18 protein-coding genes and 1 tRNA gene are annotated in these 16,084 nt (G+C 70.0%); 9 read left to right on the top strand and 10 right to left on the bottom strand.

From position 1 onward, the window contains the following. The first annotated feature begins 67 nt into the window (after positions 1-67). Genes DK459_RS27770 through DK459_RS27785 form a run of 4 tightly spaced genes read left to right on the top strand, consistent with a single transcriptional unit; the run spans position 68 to position 4,260 of the window. Positions 68-1,096 carry a 2-keto-3-deoxygluconate permease gene (locus DK459_RS27770; protein WP_020928848.1) on the top strand — a complete coding sequence of 343 codons (1,029 nt, stop codon included), beginning with the start codon at positions 68-70 and terminating at the stop codon, positions 1,094-1,096. Continuing rightward, entirely contained in the window at positions 1,093-2,313 is a 1,221-nt protein-coding gene (dtnK, locus tag DK459_RS27775; RefSeq protein WP_038504134.1) for a D-threonate kinase, read from the top strand. The genes DK459_RS27770 and dtnK overlap by 4 nt, the downstream gene beginning before the upstream one ends. Then, a complete protein-coding gene (pdxA, locus tag DK459_RS27780; RefSeq protein ID WP_024069833.1) occupies positions 2,310-3,362 on the top strand; it encodes a 4-hydroxythreonine-4-phosphate dehydrogenase PdxA in 1,053 nt (350 codons plus the stop codon). Before dtnK ends, pdxA begins: the two co-directional genes overlap by 4 nt. A gap of 4 nt (positions 3,363-3,366) precedes the next feature. Next, positions 3,367-4,260 carry a GntR family transcriptional regulator gene (locus DK459_RS27785; protein ID WP_024069834.1) on the top strand — a complete coding sequence of 298 codons (894 nt, stop codon included), beginning with the start codon at positions 3,367-3,369 and terminating at the stop codon, positions 4,258-4,260. Between the two features lie 10 nt (positions 4,261-4,270). Here the strand turns inward: DK459_RS27785 and DK459_RS27790 are convergent, their stop codons facing one another. The 6 genes from DK459_RS27790 to DK459_RS27815 all read right to left on the bottom strand — a co-directional run bounded on the left by DK459_RS27790 (position 4,271) and on the right by DK459_RS27815 (position 9,408). Next, positions 4,271-5,041 (bottom strand): CoA-transferase subunit beta, encoded by a 771-nt coding sequence (locus DK459_RS27790; RefSeq protein WP_053500637.1) that lies wholly within the window; start codon positions 5,039-5,041, stop codon positions 4,271-4,273. Continuing rightward, positions 5,034-5,888, bottom strand: a complete 855-nt coding sequence (locus DK459_RS27795; protein WP_026381997.1) for a CoA transferase subunit A — start codon at positions 5,886-5,888, stop codon at positions 5,034-5,036. Before DK459_RS27795 ends, DK459_RS27790 begins: the two co-directional genes overlap by 8 nt. 52 nt (positions 5,889-5,940) lie before the next feature. Then, complete coding sequence (locus DK459_RS27800) at positions 5,941-6,663, bottom strand: enoyl-CoA hydratase/isomerase family protein (protein ID WP_110135200.1); 723 nt, start codon at positions 6,661-6,663, stop codon at positions 5,941-5,943. Then, positions 6,660-7,823: a CaiB/BaiF CoA-transferase family protein gene (locus DK459_RS27805; RefSeq protein ID WP_054445647.1), complete on the bottom strand. Its 1,164-nt coding sequence runs from the start codon at positions 7,821-7,823 to the stop codon at positions 6,660-6,662. The genes DK459_RS27800 and DK459_RS27805 overlap by 4 nt, the downstream gene beginning before the upstream one ends. A 131-nt stretch (positions 7,824-7,954) precedes the next feature. Continuing rightward, positions 7,955-8,719 carry an IclR family transcriptional regulator gene (locus DK459_RS27810; RefSeq protein ID WP_006387706.1) on the bottom strand — a complete coding sequence of 255 codons (765 nt, stop codon included), beginning with the start codon at positions 8,717-8,719 and terminating at the stop codon, positions 7,955-7,957. Between the two features lie 62 nt (positions 8,720-8,781). Beyond that, positions 8,782-9,408, bottom strand: coding sequence for a cysteine dioxygenase (locus DK459_RS27815; protein ID WP_026382000.1), 627 nt, complete (start codon positions 9,406-9,408; stop codon positions 8,782-8,784). A gap of 198 nt (positions 9,409-9,606) precedes the next feature. Here DK459_RS27815 and DK459_RS27820 point away from each other — a divergent pair, with 198 nt between their 5' ends. Next, positions 9,607-10,389 (top strand): NAD-dependent deacylase, encoded by a 783-nt coding sequence (locus tag DK459_RS27820; protein WP_070540493.1) that lies wholly within the window; start codon positions 9,607-9,609, stop codon positions 10,387-10,389. A gap of 112 nt (positions 10,390-10,501) precedes the next feature. Here the strand turns inward: DK459_RS27820 and DK459_RS27825 are convergent, their stop codons facing one another. Beyond that, complete coding sequence (locus DK459_RS27825) at positions 10,502-11,266, bottom strand: hypothetical protein (protein WP_146221918.1); 765 nt, start codon at positions 11,264-11,266, stop codon at positions 10,502-10,504. A gap of 142 nt (positions 11,267-11,408) precedes the next feature. Here DK459_RS27825 and DK459_RS27830 point away from each other — a divergent pair, with 142 nt between their 5' ends. Together DK459_RS27830 and DK459_RS27835 are read left to right on the top strand one after the other, a co-directional pair. Beyond that, positions 11,409-12,008 (top strand): helix-turn-helix domain-containing protein, encoded by a 600-nt coding sequence (locus tag DK459_RS27830; RefSeq protein WP_006387701.1) that lies wholly within the window; start codon positions 11,409-11,411, stop codon positions 12,006-12,008. Between the two features lie 111 nt (positions 12,009-12,119). Further along, a complete protein-coding gene (locus DK459_RS27835; protein WP_020928858.1) occupies positions 12,120-12,347 on the top strand; it encodes a hypothetical protein in 228 nt (75 codons plus the stop codon). Positions 12,348-12,383: 36 nt separating this feature from the next. Here the strand turns inward: DK459_RS27835 and DK459_RS27840 are convergent, their stop codons facing one another. Beyond that, the gene (locus tag DK459_RS27840) at positions 12,384-13,304 is read right to left on the bottom strand and encodes a LysR family transcriptional regulator (RefSeq protein WP_035183235.1); all 921 of its coding nucleotides are present in this window, start codon (positions 13,302-13,304) and stop codon (positions 12,384-12,386) included. 129 nt (positions 13,305-13,433) lie between these two features. On the opposite strand from DK459_RS27840, the gene DK459_RS27845 reads away from it, so the two are divergent. After that, positions 13,434-14,030, top strand: coding sequence for a short chain dehydrogenase (locus DK459_RS27845; protein WP_006387698.1), 597 nt, complete (start codon positions 13,434-13,436; stop codon positions 14,028-14,030). A 288-nt stretch (positions 14,031-14,318) separates the two neighbouring features. Here DK459_RS27845 and DK459_RS27850 read toward each other — a convergent pair. Beyond that, positions 14,319-14,395, bottom strand: a tRNA-Arg gene (locus DK459_RS27850). Positions 14,396-14,645: 250 nt separating this feature from the next. On the opposite strand from DK459_RS27850, the gene DK459_RS27855 reads away from it, so the two are divergent. After that, positions 14,646-15,335: an ABC transporter ATP-binding protein gene (locus DK459_RS27855; protein WP_006387696.1), complete on the top strand. Its 690-nt coding sequence runs from the start codon at positions 14,646-14,648 to the stop codon at positions 15,333-15,335. A gap of 25 nt (positions 15,336-15,360) precedes the next feature. Here DK459_RS27855 and DK459_RS27860 read toward each other — a convergent pair whose 3' ends face one another. Continuing rightward, on the bottom strand, positions 15,361-15,993 hold the full coding sequence (locus tag DK459_RS27860; RefSeq protein ID WP_026385058.1) for a TetR/AcrR family transcriptional regulator: 633 nt from the start codon (positions 15,991-15,993) through the stop codon (positions 15,361-15,363). Positions 15,994-16,084: the final 91 nt, after the last annotated feature.

The raw sequence follows: 16,084 nt of genomic DNA on the forward strand, positions 1-16,084 counted from the left end.
TCAACCCCCTGACAGACGCACGCATGAACGTCTGCGCCGCGAGAAAATCCCCCTGGAGACTCCGATTGTGACGACCGCAACCACCCGTTCGCCCTTCTTTGGCACGATGCAGAAAATCCCTGGCGGCCTGATGCTGGTACCGCTGATCCTGGGTTCGCTGCTCGGCACCTTCGCGCCCGACGCGCTGGCCATCGGCGGCTTCACCACCGCCCTGTTCAAGAACAGCGCCCTGCCGCTGATCGCGCTGCTGATCTTCGCCACCGGCACCCACGTCAATGCGCGCACCGGCGGCCCGATCCTGGCCACCGCCGGCACCATCCTGCTGATGAAGACGCTGGTTCCGGCCACCCTTATCATCATCCTGGGCAGCTACGTCGGCCTGGACGGCGTGCTGGGCGTGTCGATCCTGGCCATGCTGGCCGCCTTCGACAACAGCAACGGCGGCCTGTGGCTGGCCTACACCGGCCAGTACGGCGACGCCCGCGACCGTGGCGCCTACGTCGCCAGCGCGGTCAACGACGGCCCCTTCTTCAGCCTGCTGTTCCTGGGCGCCTCGGGCCTGGCCGACATCCCCATGATCGCCCTGGTGGCGGCGCTGGTGCCGTTCCTGCTGGGCGTGCTGGTCGGCAACCTCGATCCCAAATGGCGCGACGTGCTCAAGCCCGTGCCCAACATCGTCATCCCGTTCTTCGCCTTCGCGCTGGGCACCGGCATCAACCTGGGCGCGGTCGTCAATGGCGGCGTCACCGGCCTGATCCTCGGCCTGATCATCAGCCCGATCACCGGCGGCCTGGTCTACCTGGGCTATCGCCTGATCCTGCGCCGCGGCGGCAAGAGCGGCCTGGGCTTCGCGGCCGGCACCACCGCCGGCAACGCCATCGCCACGCCCGCCGTGGTCGCGGCCGCCGACCCCAACTTCCAGCAATACGTCTCGACCGCCACCGCGCAGGTCGCCGCCTGTGTGCTGATCAGTTCGATCCTGGCGCCGGTGCTGGCCTCGTACTTCCTCAAGCGCGCCGGTGAACTCAAGTCCGAGGACGCCGCCGACGACGCGGCGGCCGGCGGCTACCGCGAGGCGCGCGGGGAGGCCCTTTGAATCCCGCCATCGCCATCGTCGCCGACGACCTGACCGGCTCCGGCGACACCGCCGTGCAGTTCGTGCGGGCCGGCTGGACCACCCGCCTGTCGATCGACGGCGCGCACGAGGCGCTGGCCGCGCCGGCCGCCGACGACGTCGACGTGCTGGCGGTCACCACCCACAGCCGCGCCCTGCCCGCCGCGCAGGCGGGCGCGGTGATCCGGCGCAACGTCGAGCGGCTGCGCGCCGCCGGCGTCTCGCGCCTGTACAAGAAAGTGGACTCGACGCTGCGCGGCGCCTTCAAGGCCGAGATCGACGCGGCGCGCGAGGCCTGGGGCGCGGATGCCATCGCGGTGGTGTGCCCGGCATTCCCCGCCACCGGCCGCACCGTGGAAGACGGCGTGCTGATGGTGGGCGGCCAACCCGTCACCGCCACGTCGGCCGCCACCGACCCGGTCACGCCCGTGACCGAAAGCCATATCCCGACCCTGCTGGGCTGCGCCCACGTCGCGGCCAAGGCGGGTGAATCGCCCGAATCGCTGGCCGCGCGCATCGCGCAGGCCGGCGCCACGGTGGTGGTCGACGCCCGCGACGACGCCGACCTGGAACGCCTGGCCCGCGCCATCGGCATCCTGGGGCCGCGCGCCCTGCCGGTGGGCGCCGGCGGCCTGGCGGTGCCGCTGGCCCGTGTCTGGGCCGGCGCCGACCAGACCGCCCCTGTGGTCGTGGTGGTGACCTCGCAGCACAGCGCCGCCCGCGCGCAGGCCGCCGCGCTGCAAGCCGCCGGCGCGCGCACCTGGGCGCCGCAACTGGCGGACCTGGCCGATGACGCCGCCTGGCGCGCCTGGTGCGAACCGCTGCTGCGCGCCCACGCGCAGGACGGCGCCGACGCCGCCGGCACCCTGCTGTTGCTGGCCCCCGCCGGCCAGCGCGAAGGACTCGATTCCGACACCGTGGCGCAGCGCCTGGGCACGCTGGCCGCGCAGGCCATCGGCGCCTCGCGCGCCGCCGGCGTGGTCGCCACCGGCGGCGACGGCGCGCGCCAGGTGCTGCTGGCGCTGGGCGCCAGCGGCATCGCCCTGGTGGATGAAGTGATGGGCGGCGTGCCCCTGGGCACGCTGACCGGAGGCACGGCCGACGGCCTGCCCGTGGTGACCAAGGCCGGCGGCTTTGGCGCCGAAGACGTACTGGTTCGCGCCGTGCGCGCGATCCGCGACAGGAGATTCAAGCGATGACACAAACCCCCGCCCCCAAGCTGCCGCTCTTGGCCGTCACCCTCGGCGACGTGGCCGGCATCGGGCCGGAGATCACGGCCAAGATGCTGATGGGCCATGACGAACTGCGCCAGAAGGCGCGCCTGGTCGTGATCGGCGATGTCGACGTGATGGCCAACGCGGTACGCAGCCTCGGCGGCGATCCCGCCATCGTGCGCCGCGTCGAACGCCCCGCCGACGCCACCAACACGCCCGGCACCATCGACGTGCTGCAGGCCGGCCCGTCGCTGGGCCACGTCAAGCTGGGCGAGATCAGCGCCGACGCTGGCGACGGCTCGGTGCGATTCGTCACCACCGCCTGCGCCCTGGCGCGCGCCGGCGAGGTCGACGGTATCGTCACCGCCCCGCTCAACAAGGCCGCCATGCACGCCGCCGGCCACAAATGGCCTGGCCACACCGAATTGCTGGCGCACGAATTCGGCGTCAAGACCTTCTCGCTGGTGCTGTCCGCCGGCGACCTCTACATCTTCCACGCCACCACCCACGTGTCGCTGCGCCAGGCCATCGCGGACCTGACCCCGGCGCGCATGCGCGCGGTGCTGCGTCTGGCCGGCTCGTTCGCCAAGGCCCTGGGCCGCGGCGACCGCCCGGTGGCGGTGTCGGGCCTGAACCCGCACGCCGGCGAAAACGGCATCTTCGGCACCGAGGACGCCGACATCCTGGCGCCCGCCGTGGCCGAGGCCAACGCCGCCGGCATCCTGGCCGCCGGCCCGATCCCGGCCGACGCGCTGTTCCCGCAGGCGGTGCGCGGCAAGTGGCAGTTCGTGATCGCCTGTTACCACGACCAGGGCCACGCCCCCTTCAAGGCCGTCTATGGCGACGACGGCGTTAACATCACCGTCGGCCTGCCGGTGGTGCGCGTGTCGGTCGATCACGGCACCGCGTTCGACATCGCGGGCCAGGGCATCGCCCGCGAAGACAGTCTGATCCTGGCCGCCGAGCGCGCCGCGCATCTGGCCCCCGGCTGGACGCATGTATGGGAAACTGCGCGGGCTCAAACAGGAGGTTGATTGCATGGCGCCCGCCAACGCTGAAGATTTGCCCGCGCTGGACCGTTCCGGCGACGTGCCGCTGCACGCCCAGGTGGCGGCGCTGCTGCGCGGCTACATCCGCACCCGCAAGCTCGGCGCCGGCGCGCTGCTGCCCAGCGAAGCCGCCTTGTGCGAACGCTTCGGCGTGGCCCGCAGCGTGGTGCGCCAGGCCTTGTCGGCGCTGGCGGCGGAAGGGCTGATCCAGCGCGAGGCGGGACGGCCCGCGGTCGTCGCCACGCCGCGCGAGCATCGCCGCCTGGTGCAGCGTTCCACCGGCCTTTACGAACAGTTCGCGCAGTCCGGCGTGGCGCTCAAGACACGCGTGCTGGGCCTGGCGCCGGGCGAAGCGCCCAAGGCCGTGATCGAGTTCTTCGGCACCGCCGACCTGCTGCTGCTGGAACGGCTGCGACACGTGGCCGATGCGCCGTTGGCCTATGTGCGCACGTGGCTGCCCGCCGCCGCCGTCCCCGGCCTGCGCGCCGACGACCTGGCCGATGCCTCGCTGCATGGCGTGCTGACGCGGCGTTTCGGCCTGCATCCCGGCGCCGGCCGCAACCAGATCCGCGCGGTGGCCGCCGATGCCGCCTTGGCCGCGCTGCTGCAGACCGACACCGGCACGCCGCTGCTGATGCTGGAAGGCCAGGGCATGGACCAGCATGGCAAGCCGCTGGAATGGTTCAGCACCTGGCATCGCGCCGAACAGCTGGTGTTCGACGTCGACGTCAGCGTCGGCCACGAAAGCGTGCAGCCGCGCCTGCGCGACGCGGCCGTGGCCGGCGTCGAGGCGGCGGCCGACAGCCACGATCCGCTGGCGCGCGCCCAGGCGCTGGTGGCCGAACTCTCGGCGGAACTGGCGCGCCTGCGCGCCGGCTCCTAGCTCCTGGCGGCTAGCGGGCGCCAACCCCCTTGTCGGCGGGCGCGTCGGGACGCAACGTCACCGCCGCGTCGCGCTCGAAGCGTCCATCCGCATCCAGTTCGCGCAAGGCGCGCCGCTCCGCCTGCGTCGGCGGCGGCGTCGGGCCGGCGCCCTGCGCGTCGAAGTCGAACGCCGTGCGCTCGCGCACTTCCTCCAGGCTGGATTCGGGGTGCCAGGACTGCAGCGCCAGCCGGCCGTTGCGCCTGACGAACACCGCGATCGGCGTCGCCACGCCGGCGAATCCGCCGCCCGAGGTCACGAAGTCCAGCCTGTCGACGAACACCCGGCGCGAATGCTCGGTACGCCAGGTGCAGCAACGCCGCGCCGTCGGCGTCATCACCGCGCCGCCGCCCCCTCCGGGCAGGCGCACCTTGGGCGCGTGCCAGTCGCCGATGCAGGAATTGTTGGCGCGGCCCGCGCCATCGATCTGGGCCGCGCCCAGGAACGCCAGGTCCATGCGGCCGCGCGTGCACAGGTCGTAGAAATCCTCGTTGGCGAAGATCGACGCGCTGTGCTCGGCCAGCGCGGGATCGGAACTGGACAAGGGGATATGCGAGGGCCGCGGATCGACCCCGCCGGCCACGTTAATGTAGACGTAATCCCAGTCGTAGGCGCGCTTGGCCAGCAGGCAGGCCAGCATCGGCAAGGTCGAATTCACGCCGCTGAAGGTGATCTCGTCGGGCCGGATGAAGCGCGCCAGATTGGTGACGATGTACGAAAACCCCGACCATTGCTCAGCCATTCGCCTCTCCCGCGCTCGCCCGCGCCCCGGCCTGCATTTCCGGCGCCGAGGCCAGGTGCGCCGCCAGGTCGCCGTCCTTGTCCATGTAGGCCTGCACCGCCGGATAGTCGATGGCATAGTCCGGCCAGCATGAGCCGGGCCAGGCCGAGCGCGGCAGCACCGTGTACGCCTGCACCATGAAATACGGCACCAGCGTGGCTTCGGGCTGCGCCTCGAACACGGCGCTGTCCACCCGCTTCTCGGCCACCACCAGCACGCTGCCGGCGGCGCGCGACATGATGCGGTCCCAGTGCGCCGTGCCGTGCACCCGCACATTGCCGCGCGCATCCACTTCCGAGGCCTGGATCACGGCAAAGTCCGGCCGCACCGCCGGGATCACCCAGGTGCGCTCGCCGCTGCCATAGGGATCGTCCAGGCAGTGCCAGCCGTTCAGCGCCGGCAGGTCGCTGCCGTGCAGGCCGCCGCAGGGCTGGAACGGCACGCCATAGGCGGCGGCCCGCAGGCCCGCCGTCAGGCTGGCGCAGGCGTGCTCCTCCAGCTCGACCTCGCCGCGCTCGATGGCCTTGCGGTACCACGGCGCCAGGCCGAAGTTGCCTTCCATCGCCACGATGCCCGCGCGCACGCGCCGCAGCGCGCCGGCGCGGCAAAGGATGTCGACGTCATAGCCCGGCGACTGTTTGACCAGTTCCAGGTTGCGCCGCCCTTGGCGGACCAGTTCGCGCACGAAGGCGAACGGCCCCCGGTGCAGGAAGCTGCCGCCCAGGGCGATCGACGCGCCGTCCGGCACCAGCGCGGCCAGTTCGGCCAGCGAGCGCTGCTTGTGTGCCTGATTGAATCCCGAACCCATGCCGTCTCCTCGCCAGGGCCTGTTCACACTAAAAGGAGCCGGGCCGGCGTGCTCAGCGCGCCTGCAGGTAGGCCGCCACCCGCGCCTTCAATCCCGGTTCGGCGGCAGACCGCACCAGCCGCGCCAGGTCCGTATCGGGCTGCTCGGCCGACAGCGCCGCGTACAGCTGCGCGCGGCTGGCGCCGGTCAGGGCGCCCGCGGCGTCACCCGCCTGACGCTCGATCCCGGGCCACGAGTCGGGCGCCGCCAGGTGGCTGACGAAGCCGTCGCGGTGGGCCTGGGCCGCGTCGAACACGCTGGCCTGCTCCAGGATGGCGCGGGCGCGCTCGGCGCCCACCAGGCCGGCAAAGCGGCGCGTGCCCAACACCAGCCCGAACTTCAGGCCCGGCATGCGAAAGCTCGCGTCCGGCGCGGCGACGCGCCACTTGCAGGCGCCGAACAGGTCGACGCCGGCGCCGAAGTTGCGGCCGTGCGCCAGCCCCACCGTCAGGCAGGGCGAGGCCGCCACGCGCTGTAACAGCGTCTCGATGCGCACGAAGCGCAGCAGCAGGTCGCCCTCGCTCTGCGCTTCCCAATCGCCGAAATCGAAACCCGCGCTGAAATTGCGGCCCTCGCCTCGCAGCACGATGACGTCCGCGCCCTGCGCCGGCGCGGCGTCCACCGCCGCGATCAGGGCCTCGACCAGCTCGGCAGACAATGCGTTCATCTTCTCGGGCCGCGCCAGCATCAATACCTGCGCCGAGCCATGCCGCTCGACCCGTAGCGCCGCGCTCATGCGCCCTTCCCCTTGTTGCGCAACGGCCCCAGCACCGCGTCGTTGTGCTCGCCCAGCGCGGGCGGCGGGCGGCGCAGCGCGGTGGTCTGGCCATCGAAGCGCACCGGCAGGCCGAAGGTGCGCGTGCGCACGCCGTTCGGCAGTTCCAGCGGTTGCACCCAGCCCATATGCTCGACCTGCGGGTCCGCCAGCACTTCGGAATAGGTGTTGATGGGCGCGCACGGCACCCCGGCAGCGCGAAAGCGCGCCAGCCACGTCGGCGCGTCAGCGTCCGCGAAGATCGCTTCCAGGATCTCGCGCAGCGCGTCCTGGTTGCGGGCGCGCGCGCTGGTGTCGGTAAAGCGCGGGTCGGCCAGCAGGTCCTCGCGGCCCACCGTCGCGCACACGCCCTTCCACAAGGCGTTGTTGCCCGCCGCCATGCCGAAATAGCCGTCCTTGCAACGGAACGCCTGGTAGGGCGCGTTGCGCGGGTGGGCCGAACCGAGCTTGACCGGGTCGCGCCCGCTGCCGAAGAACTCCGAGGTCTGCAGCGCCGCGATGCCCAGCGTGGCGCCCAGCATCGGCACGTCGATGTGCGTGCCCTGGCCGCAGGCCTGCGCGGCGCGCAGCGCCGACACGATGGCGAAGGCGCCATACAGGCCGGCCGAGAAGTCGGCCACCGGCACGCCGCACTTGACCGGTTCGCCACCGGCCTCGCCGGTAACGCTCATCAGGCCGCTCATAGCCTGGATGGTGAGGTCGAAGCCGCCTTCCTGCGCGCGCGGACCGGACTGGCCATAGGCCGAGATCGAGCAGTACACCAGGCGCGGATTGGTTTCGCGCAGCGCCGCGTAGCCCAATCCCAGGCGATCCATCACGCCGGGCCGGTTGTTCTCGATCAGCACGTCCACGCCGGCGGCCAGCTCGCGCGCCAGCGCCAGGTCGGCCGGATCCTTCAGGTTCAGCGTGACCGAGCGCTTGTTGCGGTTGAGCGAGGCGAAGTTCTCGCTGTAGCCCTGGCTCAAGGGCGGCCAGCTGCGCAGCGTGTCGCCCCCTTCCGGGTTTTCCAGCTTGATCACATCGGCGCCCATGTCCGCCAGCAACATGCCGCAGAACGGCCCCGCCGCCACGTTGCAGATCTCGAGCACGGTAATGCCGGCCAACGCCGAGCCAGGAGTCATGGACGACCTCTCGTTATACGAATCCGGCGCCCAGCATAGCACCGGGCAGAATGCCCGGTAAACCATTAATTGAAATTCAAATCCTATTAAATAGGATTTTCTTGATCTCCCTGACGGTCCGGCCCCGAGCGTCATTCCCCCAGGAAACCGCGTCGGTAACCCATGCCCCGCGAGATTGCCTGCGCGCACGCGGCGACGTCCGGCGCCAGCTGCTTCATGCGGGCCGCGCTCAGGCGATCCAGCGGTCCGGAAATGCCCACCGCCGCCACCGGCTGGTCCAGGCTGTTGAACAGGGCCACGGCCAGCCCGCCCACGCCTTCCCGCCATTCGCCGCGATTGACCGCATAACCCGCGCGCGCCACCTTGCGCAGTTCGTCCTTCAACAACGGCATCGACACGATGGTGGCGGGCGTATGCCGCAGCAGCTTGTCGGCGTAGCGTTCCACATATCCGTCCGCCTGGTAGGCCAGCAGCGCCTTGCCGGTGGCCACCGCGTAGGCCGGCGCGCGTCCGCCCACCATCGAATAGGCGCGGATCGGCTGCGGACTGTCGATCTTGTCGACGTAGACCACATCAAGGCCATCCAGCACGGACAGGTGCACGGTCTCGCCGGTCTGGTCGGCCAGCGTGCGCATGAACGGCGCCGCCAGCTTGCGCAGGTCCAGCTGGCCGAGCTGCCGCGCGGCGAGCTCGAACAAGCGCACCGCGCCGCGATAACCGCCGCCATCCTCGTCCTTGATGACGTAGCCGGCGTGGATCAGCGTCTGCAGTGTGCGATGGGTGTTGCTGCGCGTCAGCCCCACGCGCGCGGCCAGCGCATCGATGGTGCGCGGCGGGTCGTCCACGTCGGTGACCGCCTCCAGCACCATCAGCCCCTTGAGCAATGTCTTGTCCATTTTCTGGGTTTCCCATTATTTAGGACGCGAACATAGCACGGGCCGCGCGCCGCGAACAGGCCTCAGGCGGGCCCCGCCGGCAGGGCCGCCCGCACTGCCGCGGAGCGGTCCCACAGGTTCGGCACGCTGGCCGCCGAATAGCCCGAGACGAACGGCTTGGCCTGGCCCGTGGCCGGGTCATAGACGTGGCGCGACACGGCGCCGATATTGCCGCCATACATGTGCACGCTGATGGACACCTTGTCGTCGAAGGCGTTGGACACCCGGTGGATATCGCCCGCCTGCGGCGACAGGCATTCGACGTCGCCGGGACGCAGCGTTTGCGGCGCTCCCAGCGGCGCCATCCGGCCATCGGCATCACGCGCGTAGCGCTGGTTCACCTCGGCGCCACGCAGCATGCCGACATAGCCCCAGACCTCGTGATCATGCACCGGCGTCTGCTGGCCCGGCCCCCAGACGAAGCTGACCAGGGAGAAACGCTCCAGCGGATCGCAATGCAGCAGGTATTGCTGGTAGTACTGGGGATGCGGCGCCGTACAGGCTTCGGGCAGCCAGTCGTCGTGCGCGATCAGCGCCGCGAACGCGGCCTGCAGTTCGGGCGACTGCGCCAGGCCGGCGGGCGTGGCCAGGCGGGTGGCGGTGGCGATGAAATGGCGCAGCCGGTCCAGGCCGGCAAGGGCGTCGGGCATTGCGTATCTCCGGGTCGGACACGCCCCCGTTGGGGGCAGGTCGGTTTGGCATCCCAATTAGGGTTTCCAGTATCCATGATTTGGGATGATCGCCGCAATGGCCGCCGCCCCGCCTCCAGGCGGCCTCCCACGCCGCGCTTGACAGACGCGGGCCCGCGCGTGCAGCGTAGCGGACTCTCTCATTACCGGCCGCACGGCATGGCAATCGTCAATCCCCCCATTCCGCCCGCGCTGGCCGACGCCTTGGCGCGCGCCTCGCGCGTGACCGTCTTCACCGGCGCTGGCGTGTCGGCCGAAAGCGGCATCGCCACATTCCGCGATCCCCTGACCGGCCTCTGGTCGCGCTTTGACGCGCAGGCCCTGGCCACCCCCGAGGCGTTCGCGGCGCAGCCGGACCTGGTCTGGGGCTGGTACGAGTGGCGCCGGGCGCAGGTGGCGCGCGCCGAACCGAACGCGGCCCATCACGCCATCGCGGCGCTGGCGCGGCGCATGCCCGCGCTGACGCTGATCACCCAGAACGTCGACAATCTGCATGAACGCGCCGGCAGCCAGGGCGTGATCCATCTGCATGGCAGCCTGCACGCGCCGCGCTGCGCCGCCTGCGGCGAACCCGCCGAATTCGCGGCCGCAGCGGCGAGCCACGGCGACGAACCGGAAACCGGCCGCGCCATCGCCCCGCCAGCCTGCGCGCGGTGCGGGGCGGCGGTACGTCCCGGGGTGGTCTGGTTCGGCGAAAGCCTGCCCGCCGACGCCTGGCGCGCGGCGCGCGAGGCCGCCAGCCAATGCGACCTGTTCCTGAGCATCGGCACATCGGCCATGGTCTACCCCGCCGCCGAACTGCCGCTGCGCGCGTCGCGCGCCGGCGCGACCGTGGTGCAGGTCAATCCGCAGGCCACGCCGCTGGACGCGCATGCCGATTTCAATCTGCGTGGCGCGGCCGCCCAGGTCCTGCCACGGCTGCTGGCCGCCGCCGGCTTCTGAAGGCCTCAAGGCGCTCCCACGCGCCGTCTTCTTCTCACGTATCGCAGAGCGTCGCCCACGGCGTTGCCTGCCCCGCCTTCGCCCTGTATTGACCCTCACCCGGTCTTGCCCCTCACCATTTGCAGCCGCTGTCGCGCACCGTGTCGGCCAGCAGGAACGGGACCGCAAGCAATCCCAGGTGTGCATGCGCTTGCCGGCAAGGCGGCCGCGCGCTTTGCGCAATGCCCTTGGCCAGCGCGGACGGTTCGGCCGGCGCCTTGGGCGCCAGGTCCACCCGCGCCTGGCCGCGCGCGCGCGGCGCGCCCAGAGCCGCCGCGTCTTCGGCGCGCCAACGAAAATCATGCGCGGGCGCGGCGGCGGGCGGCGCGGACGCCGACGAGGACGAAGGCCCGGCATCGCGCGGCGGTGACGCCCGTTGCCGCGGCGATGCGCCGGCCGGCGCGGCATGCGGCGCCGGCCTGGAGCCTGCCGGCGACAGCCCTTGCGGCGCCGCGCCGGCAGCGTCCGATCGCGCCGGCGCGGCCACCGCCGGCGGCGCGGGCATGGATGGCCGCGCTGCCGGCGGCGATGGCTCCGCGGGCCCCGCTTGCGGCGGCCCGTCGGCGTAGGTGGGCCGCGCCGTCGGCGCGGTGGCGGGCGGGGGCAACAACGTCACGAAAAAATCGTCTCCGCGCCCGGGCGCGGAGCGCCGATCATCGGCGGCCCGCCACAACAGGCAGGCCACCAGCACATGCAGGCAGCAGGCAAGCCCCGCCGCGCCCCACGCCATCGCGCGACCGCGGGGCGCGGCCGATGCCTCCCGCAAAGCGCCCGTCACAACAAAAACCATTACGCCGACTCTGGCCTCGAATCCCTCATCTTGCGGGCTTGCGGCCATTCAAAGCCGATGGCGACGTGAAGATTTGTGAAGATGTTTTGAGTGGATCGGGACTACCATGAACGAACGTCCGCGATGCAGGGGAAACCCCAAATTCCATCGCGCACGCAGAGGGATACAGTGGTAGCGAACCAGTGCAGCCATGGAGATCATCATTCCGTTTTCCTGGAGACTTCCCGACGTGTTCGTACGCTCGCCAGACGGTGTCCTGCATCGCGTGGTGCGGCACGCCACGACCACGGAAACCATCGCCAAGCTCGAGAGCATTCCCAGCAATTACCACCTGGATTGCGAATGCATGCTCGACAACGGCGAGGCGCTGGCCTGGATCGGCGAAAATCGCTACCGCCAGCTCAATGGCGGCGCGATCTTCACCGCCGAATCCGGCGCCGCGCCGCCCATGGCCGAAGCCCGCAAGAATGCGAAGGCCCGCAACACCCTGCGGGACGTCCGCCCCGCCACCGCGCGCCAACCGCACGCGGCGCGGGAAAACGTCGTACCATCTGCTGTAGCAAGTCTAAAAACCGGCAACGATTGGAGCCTGATACGCGCCTGGCGTGAGCACCTCAATATCAGCACCACTGATATGGCTGCCCGGCTTGGCGTGGACCACTCCATCTACATCGAATTGGAAAGGCCCCGCCCGCGGCCCCGCCAGATCATCCTGGACCGCATTTCGGAAGCCCTGGGCGTATCGCCCGACCAGCTCGATGATTCATCGTTAGGAGGACATTTTCATTGACGCCTGGCAGCAAACGCCTCGGCCAATGAATGATGTTCGAACAACTTTGGCGCCGCGCAAGAACGGCCCGCGCATGGGGAGGTATCAAAAATGCTCGGAACCGCAAGACGATTGACCGATGTACTGGCCACGGCCCCGGACGGCACGCTGTATCGCATCGAGCGATTCGTGTCGGATCCTGACGCCTATTCCGCGCTGGGCACATCACGCTTCGACCCCAAGACCCACTGTGTCTGCCGCACCAGCTCGGGCGAGAAAGTCGCCTGGCTGGGCGGACAGGCCTATCAACTGCTCAAGACCGGCCTGTCGCTCACGGCGGTGGACCGACGACGCGCCTGACCGTCCTTCCCTCCGCCCGCGCGGCGGCTGACGGCGTCACCGGCCCGCCGGGCCCTGACGCCGTTTCGCGCCGCCGGTGAAGCGCGCCACGACGAACTCCACGAACGTGGTGAGCTTGGGCAGCGCCTGCCTGTCTTTCGGATAGAGCAGCGTCACCGGTCGCGCCGCCGGCCAATAGGACTGCAGGATCGGCACCAGCCGACCGGCGCGCACGTCCTCGGCCAGCAGCAGCTCGGGTTGCAGCACGATGCCGAATCCGGCCAGCGCCGCCTGCCTGAGCGCCTGCCCGTTGTTCGCGATGAAACGGCTGGTGGGCGGAAAGTCGGCATCCGCGCCTTCCGGCCCGCCCAGGCGCCAGCCGGTGCGGCGGCTCCAATAGGAAAAGTCCAGGCACTGATGGCGCGCCAGGTCGGCGGGCGCTTCGGGCGTGCCATGGCGCGCCAGGTAGGCCGGCGCGGCGCAGATGATCATCTGGTAGGTGCCGATCGGGCGCGCCACCAGGCCGGAATCACGCGGCTCGCCAATGCGCACCGCCAGGTCGTAGCGGGACGCGACCAGGTCCTCGACGGCGTCGCTCAACGCCAGCTCCACACTGACGTCGGGGTAGAGATTCAGGTAGTCGGCAATCGCCGGCGCCAGCGCGAACGAGCCGAACGACACCGTGGACGTGATCCGCAGATTGCCGCGCGGCGCGACTCGCAATGCCTCGGCGCCCTGCTCGGCCTCGCGGATGTCGGCCAGGATCGCCTTGCAGCGCGAGTAATACGCCTGCCCCGCCTCGGTCAGGCTCTGGCGCCGCGTGGTGCGGTTCATCAGGCGCAGTCCCAGCCGCGTCTCCAGACCCTTGATGTGCTTGGCCGCCATGGCCGCGGACATCTCGTGGCGCGCGGCCGCGGCGGTCAGGCTGCCAAGCTCGACCACCGCCACGAAGATCTCCATGCTGAGCAGACGATCCATTGAATTACGCACCCTGGGTATGAAGAGTTCCAACCATTCGTGGATTTTTCCACAGGAATGGAATCCGCAGAATGCTTGCATGCGCCGGCACCCCGTCCGCGCCCCCAAACCCGCATACCAGGAATCCCCATGAAAATCGCACTTATCGGCGCCAGCGGCACCATCGGCCGCGCCGTCGCCCAGGAACTCGGCCAACGCCACGAGATCATCGCCGTGGGCAAGACGCAAGGCCAATACCAGGTCGACATCACGCGCAGCGACAGCATCCGCGAGCTGTTCGAGCGCGTGGGCAAGGTCGACGCCATCGTTTCCACCGCCGGCACGCTGCACTTCGGCCCGCTGGCCGAGATGACCGCGGACCAGTTCAGGATCGGCCTGCATGACAAGCTGTTGGGCCAGGTCGACCTGGCGCTGATCGGCCAGCACTACCTGAACCAGGGCGGCTCCATCACGCTGACCAGCGGCATCGTCAGCGACGAACCCATCCGCTTCGGCGCCAACGCCTCGGCCGTCAATTCGGCCATCGACGGCTTTGTGCGCGGCGCGGCCGTGGAATTGCGCAACGCGCGCATCAACTCGGTCAGTCCGACCGTGCTGCGAGAATCGTGGGAGGGCTACGGCCCTTACTTCGCCGGCTTCGAAGCCGCGCCGGCGCAACGCGTGGCGCTGGCCTACAGCCGCAGCGTGGAAGGCGCGCAGACCGGCCGCACCTACCGCGTCTGGTAACGCCGTGCCGCCAGCGCAGGGATTCAAAGAGGGCCTGCGCCGGCAGATGGGTCCGGGCGGTGGTCAGGTCCATGCGGCGAAGCCGCCCGCGCGCCCACAATGACAAAGGCCTGGCGAGTGACCGCCAGGCCTTTTCCAGTGCATTTCGCAATGCTGTTCGCGCTGTGCTTTCCCAGCGCTGCATCAACCGCTGGTCTCAGCGCTGCATCAACCCTTGGTCCCGCCACTGGTCTCAAACTCACTGCCTGGTGCAATGAAGAGCGTGCAGTGGCGCTGCGTGAAATGAGGTGGCGCGCCCGGCAGGATTCGAACCTACGACCCCCTGGTTCGTAGCCAGGTACTCTATCCAGCTGAGCTACGGGCGCTTGAAAAAGCAAGCCTTGAATCATAGCGTTGTTTCGCAAACCGCGCAAGTTGCGTGCCGCGATCGCCTGCACGGCATGCCGCCCGCGAGCGTGCTCATACCAAACATGGCCTTGCCGGTGGCAAGGGGCGTGACATCCCCCGCGCTGTTTGACAACACCTCTCATTATCATTGACTGGCGGTCAGTCATTATCTATAGTCTGTCTCGGACCGCGCGTCGACATCGGCGCGCCGCTTGCCCCGCTACCGCCATGATCGCTCCCTTCCCCCACTCCGCTTCGTCGCCCGTGCCGTGCCCCGTGCCACCGCCCGGGCTGGGCCCCTTGCGCCCCGGCCCGTTGCCGATCGGCATGCTCACCGTGGTGCTGGGGCCGGCGGCGTCCGGCAAGACGGGCTTGCTGGGCCGGCTGGCGCGCGACATGGCCGACGGCGAGAGCGGCGCGCGCATCATCCTGGCAGCGGCGCCACGCGTGACAGTACCTTCGCTGCGCGTGTTCGAGGCCTTGCTTTTGGCGCACAAGCAAGGCGGGCGCTGGGCGCTCGGAACCGAAGAGATCCAGGCGGTCGACGCCTGCTTGCGGCAAGCCGACCTGGCGCACGCCGCCGGCCTGCTGGTGGAACGGCTGGATGCGGCAGCCCGCCAGCGCCTGCTACTGGCGCTGGCCCTGGTCCGCAAGCCGGACGTGATCTTGATGGACGAACCCGAAGGCGCGCCGGCCGCCTCGTGCCAGGCGCGCATCGCCGCCTTGCTCAAGCATGCGGCAAGCGAGCTGGGCATCCGCGCCGTCATCGCCATGACCGATGCCGCCGCCGCGCTGCAGGTGGCCGACCGCGTGCTCGTGCTGGACCACGGCCGCCTGGTCGCCAAGGGCACGCCCGCGCAATTGCGCCAGCAGGTCCAGGCCGGCGACCTGGACGCCACGCTGTTGTCATCCGCATGAACTCCGCTTCACGCGGCGCCGACGGCTACTCGGAATCGGTCCGCGCGCCCAGCATGCGCAGATAGGCATCGGCGATGCCGCGGGCGAAATCGGTGGCATCGGATTGGCGCGACAGGATCGCATCGTCGGTCGCGCAATGCACGCCGGCATAGATCAGCAACGCCATCATGCGCGGATTGTCGAGACGCCAGGCGCCGGCCTGCGCGCCCGCCCGCAGGATTCCCTGCAGCTGCGTGACCACCTGGTTTTCCGTATGACCCTCGCGCGCATGATGGTGCGGATGCGTGAAGACGATATCGTGCACGCGATAGGTGCGCAGGTACATCGACACATTGGCATGGATCCAGGCGCGCAGCCGCCCCTCCCAGTCGTCCTCGGCGCAGGCGGCGACCGCGCGTTCGAGCCGCTCGACGAACTCCCGCACATACCGTTCACCCAGCGCCACCAGCATTTCCTGCTTGGACGGGAAGTACACGTAGAACGTGCCCTTGGCCACGCCAGCCGCCTCGGTGATCTCGCTGATGGTGGTGGCCTCGACACCCTTTTCCAGGAACAGCGCCTGCGCGGCGCCCATCAATTCGTCCAGGCGCACTTCCGCGGGCTTGGTGCGGGACGGCGCCGTTCTGTGCGCGGAGTCGTCTGCGGTGTGATCGGTCATTGCTTTCACTCGGATTTCATCCATGGCGCCAGTCTAAGGGAATTTTGCGCCAGCCTCCCCAGCGTACAGCTTTCTGACAGCGGACGGTCAC

The sequence above is a fragment of the Achromobacter sp. RW408 genome (genome assembly GCF_003184165.1).
Lineage (GTDB): Bacteria > Pseudomonadota > Gammaproteobacteria > Burkholderiales > Burkholderiaceae_B > Achromobacter > Achromobacter xylosoxidans.

Bases quoted from the DNA above. Each gene is read 5' to 3' on its own strand.
- pdxA (WP_024069833.1), top strand. From the start codon at position 2,310: ATGACACAAACCCCCGCCCCCAAGCTGCCGCTCTTGGCCGTCACCCTC.
- DK459_RS27785 (WP_024069834.1), top strand. From the start codon at position 3,367: ATGGCGCCCGCCAACGCTGAAGATTTGCCCGCGCTGGACCGTTCCGGC.
- DK459_RS27790 (WP_053500637.1), bottom strand. From the start codon at position 5,041: ATGGCTGAGCAATGGTCGGGGTTTTCGTACATCGTCACCAATCTGGCG.
- DK459_RS27795 (WP_026381997.1), bottom strand. From the start codon at position 5,888: ATGGGTTCGGGATTCAATCAGGCACACAAGCAGCGCTCGCTGGCCGAA.
- DK459_RS27800 (WP_110135200.1), bottom strand. From the start codon at position 6,663: ATGAGCGCGGCGCTACGGGTCGAGCGGCATGGCTCGGCGCAGGTATTG.
- DK459_RS27805 (WP_054445647.1), bottom strand. From the start codon at position 7,823: ATGACTCCTGGCTCGGCGTTGGCCGGCATTACCGTGCTCGAGATCTGC.
- DK459_RS27810 (WP_006387706.1), bottom strand. From the start codon at position 8,719: ATGGACAAGACATTGCTCAAGGGGCTGATGGTGCTGGAGGCGGTCACC.
- DK459_RS27815 (WP_026382000.1), bottom strand. From the start codon at position 9,408: ATGCCCGACGCCCTTGCCGGCCTGGACCGGCTGCGCCATTTCATCGCC.
- DK459_RS27820 (WP_070540493.1), top strand. From the start codon at position 9,607: ATGGCAATCGTCAATCCCCCCATTCCGCCCGCGCTGGCCGACGCCTTG.
- DK459_RS27825 (WP_146221918.1), bottom strand. From the start codon at position 11,266: ATGGCCGCAAGCCCGCAAGATGAGGGATTCGAGGCCAGAGTCGGCGTA.
- DK459_RS27830 (WP_006387701.1), top strand. From the start codon at position 11,409: ATGGAGATCATCATTCCGTTTTCCTGGAGACTTCCCGACGTGTTCGTA.
- DK459_RS27840 (WP_035183235.1), bottom strand. From the start codon at position 13,304: ATGGATCGTCTGCTCAGCATGGAGATCTTCGTGGCGGTGGTCGAGCTT.
- DK459_RS27845 (WP_006387698.1), top strand. From the start codon at position 13,434: ATGAAAATCGCACTTATCGGCGCCAGCGGCACCATCGGCCGCGCCGTC.
- DK459_RS27855 (WP_006387696.1), top strand. From the start codon at position 14,646: ATGATCGCTCCCTTCCCCCACTCCGCTTCGTCGCCCGTGCCGTGCCCC.
- DK459_RS27860 (WP_026385058.1), bottom strand. From the start codon at position 15,993: ATGACCGATCACACCGCAGACGACTCCGCGCACAGAACGGCGCCGTCC.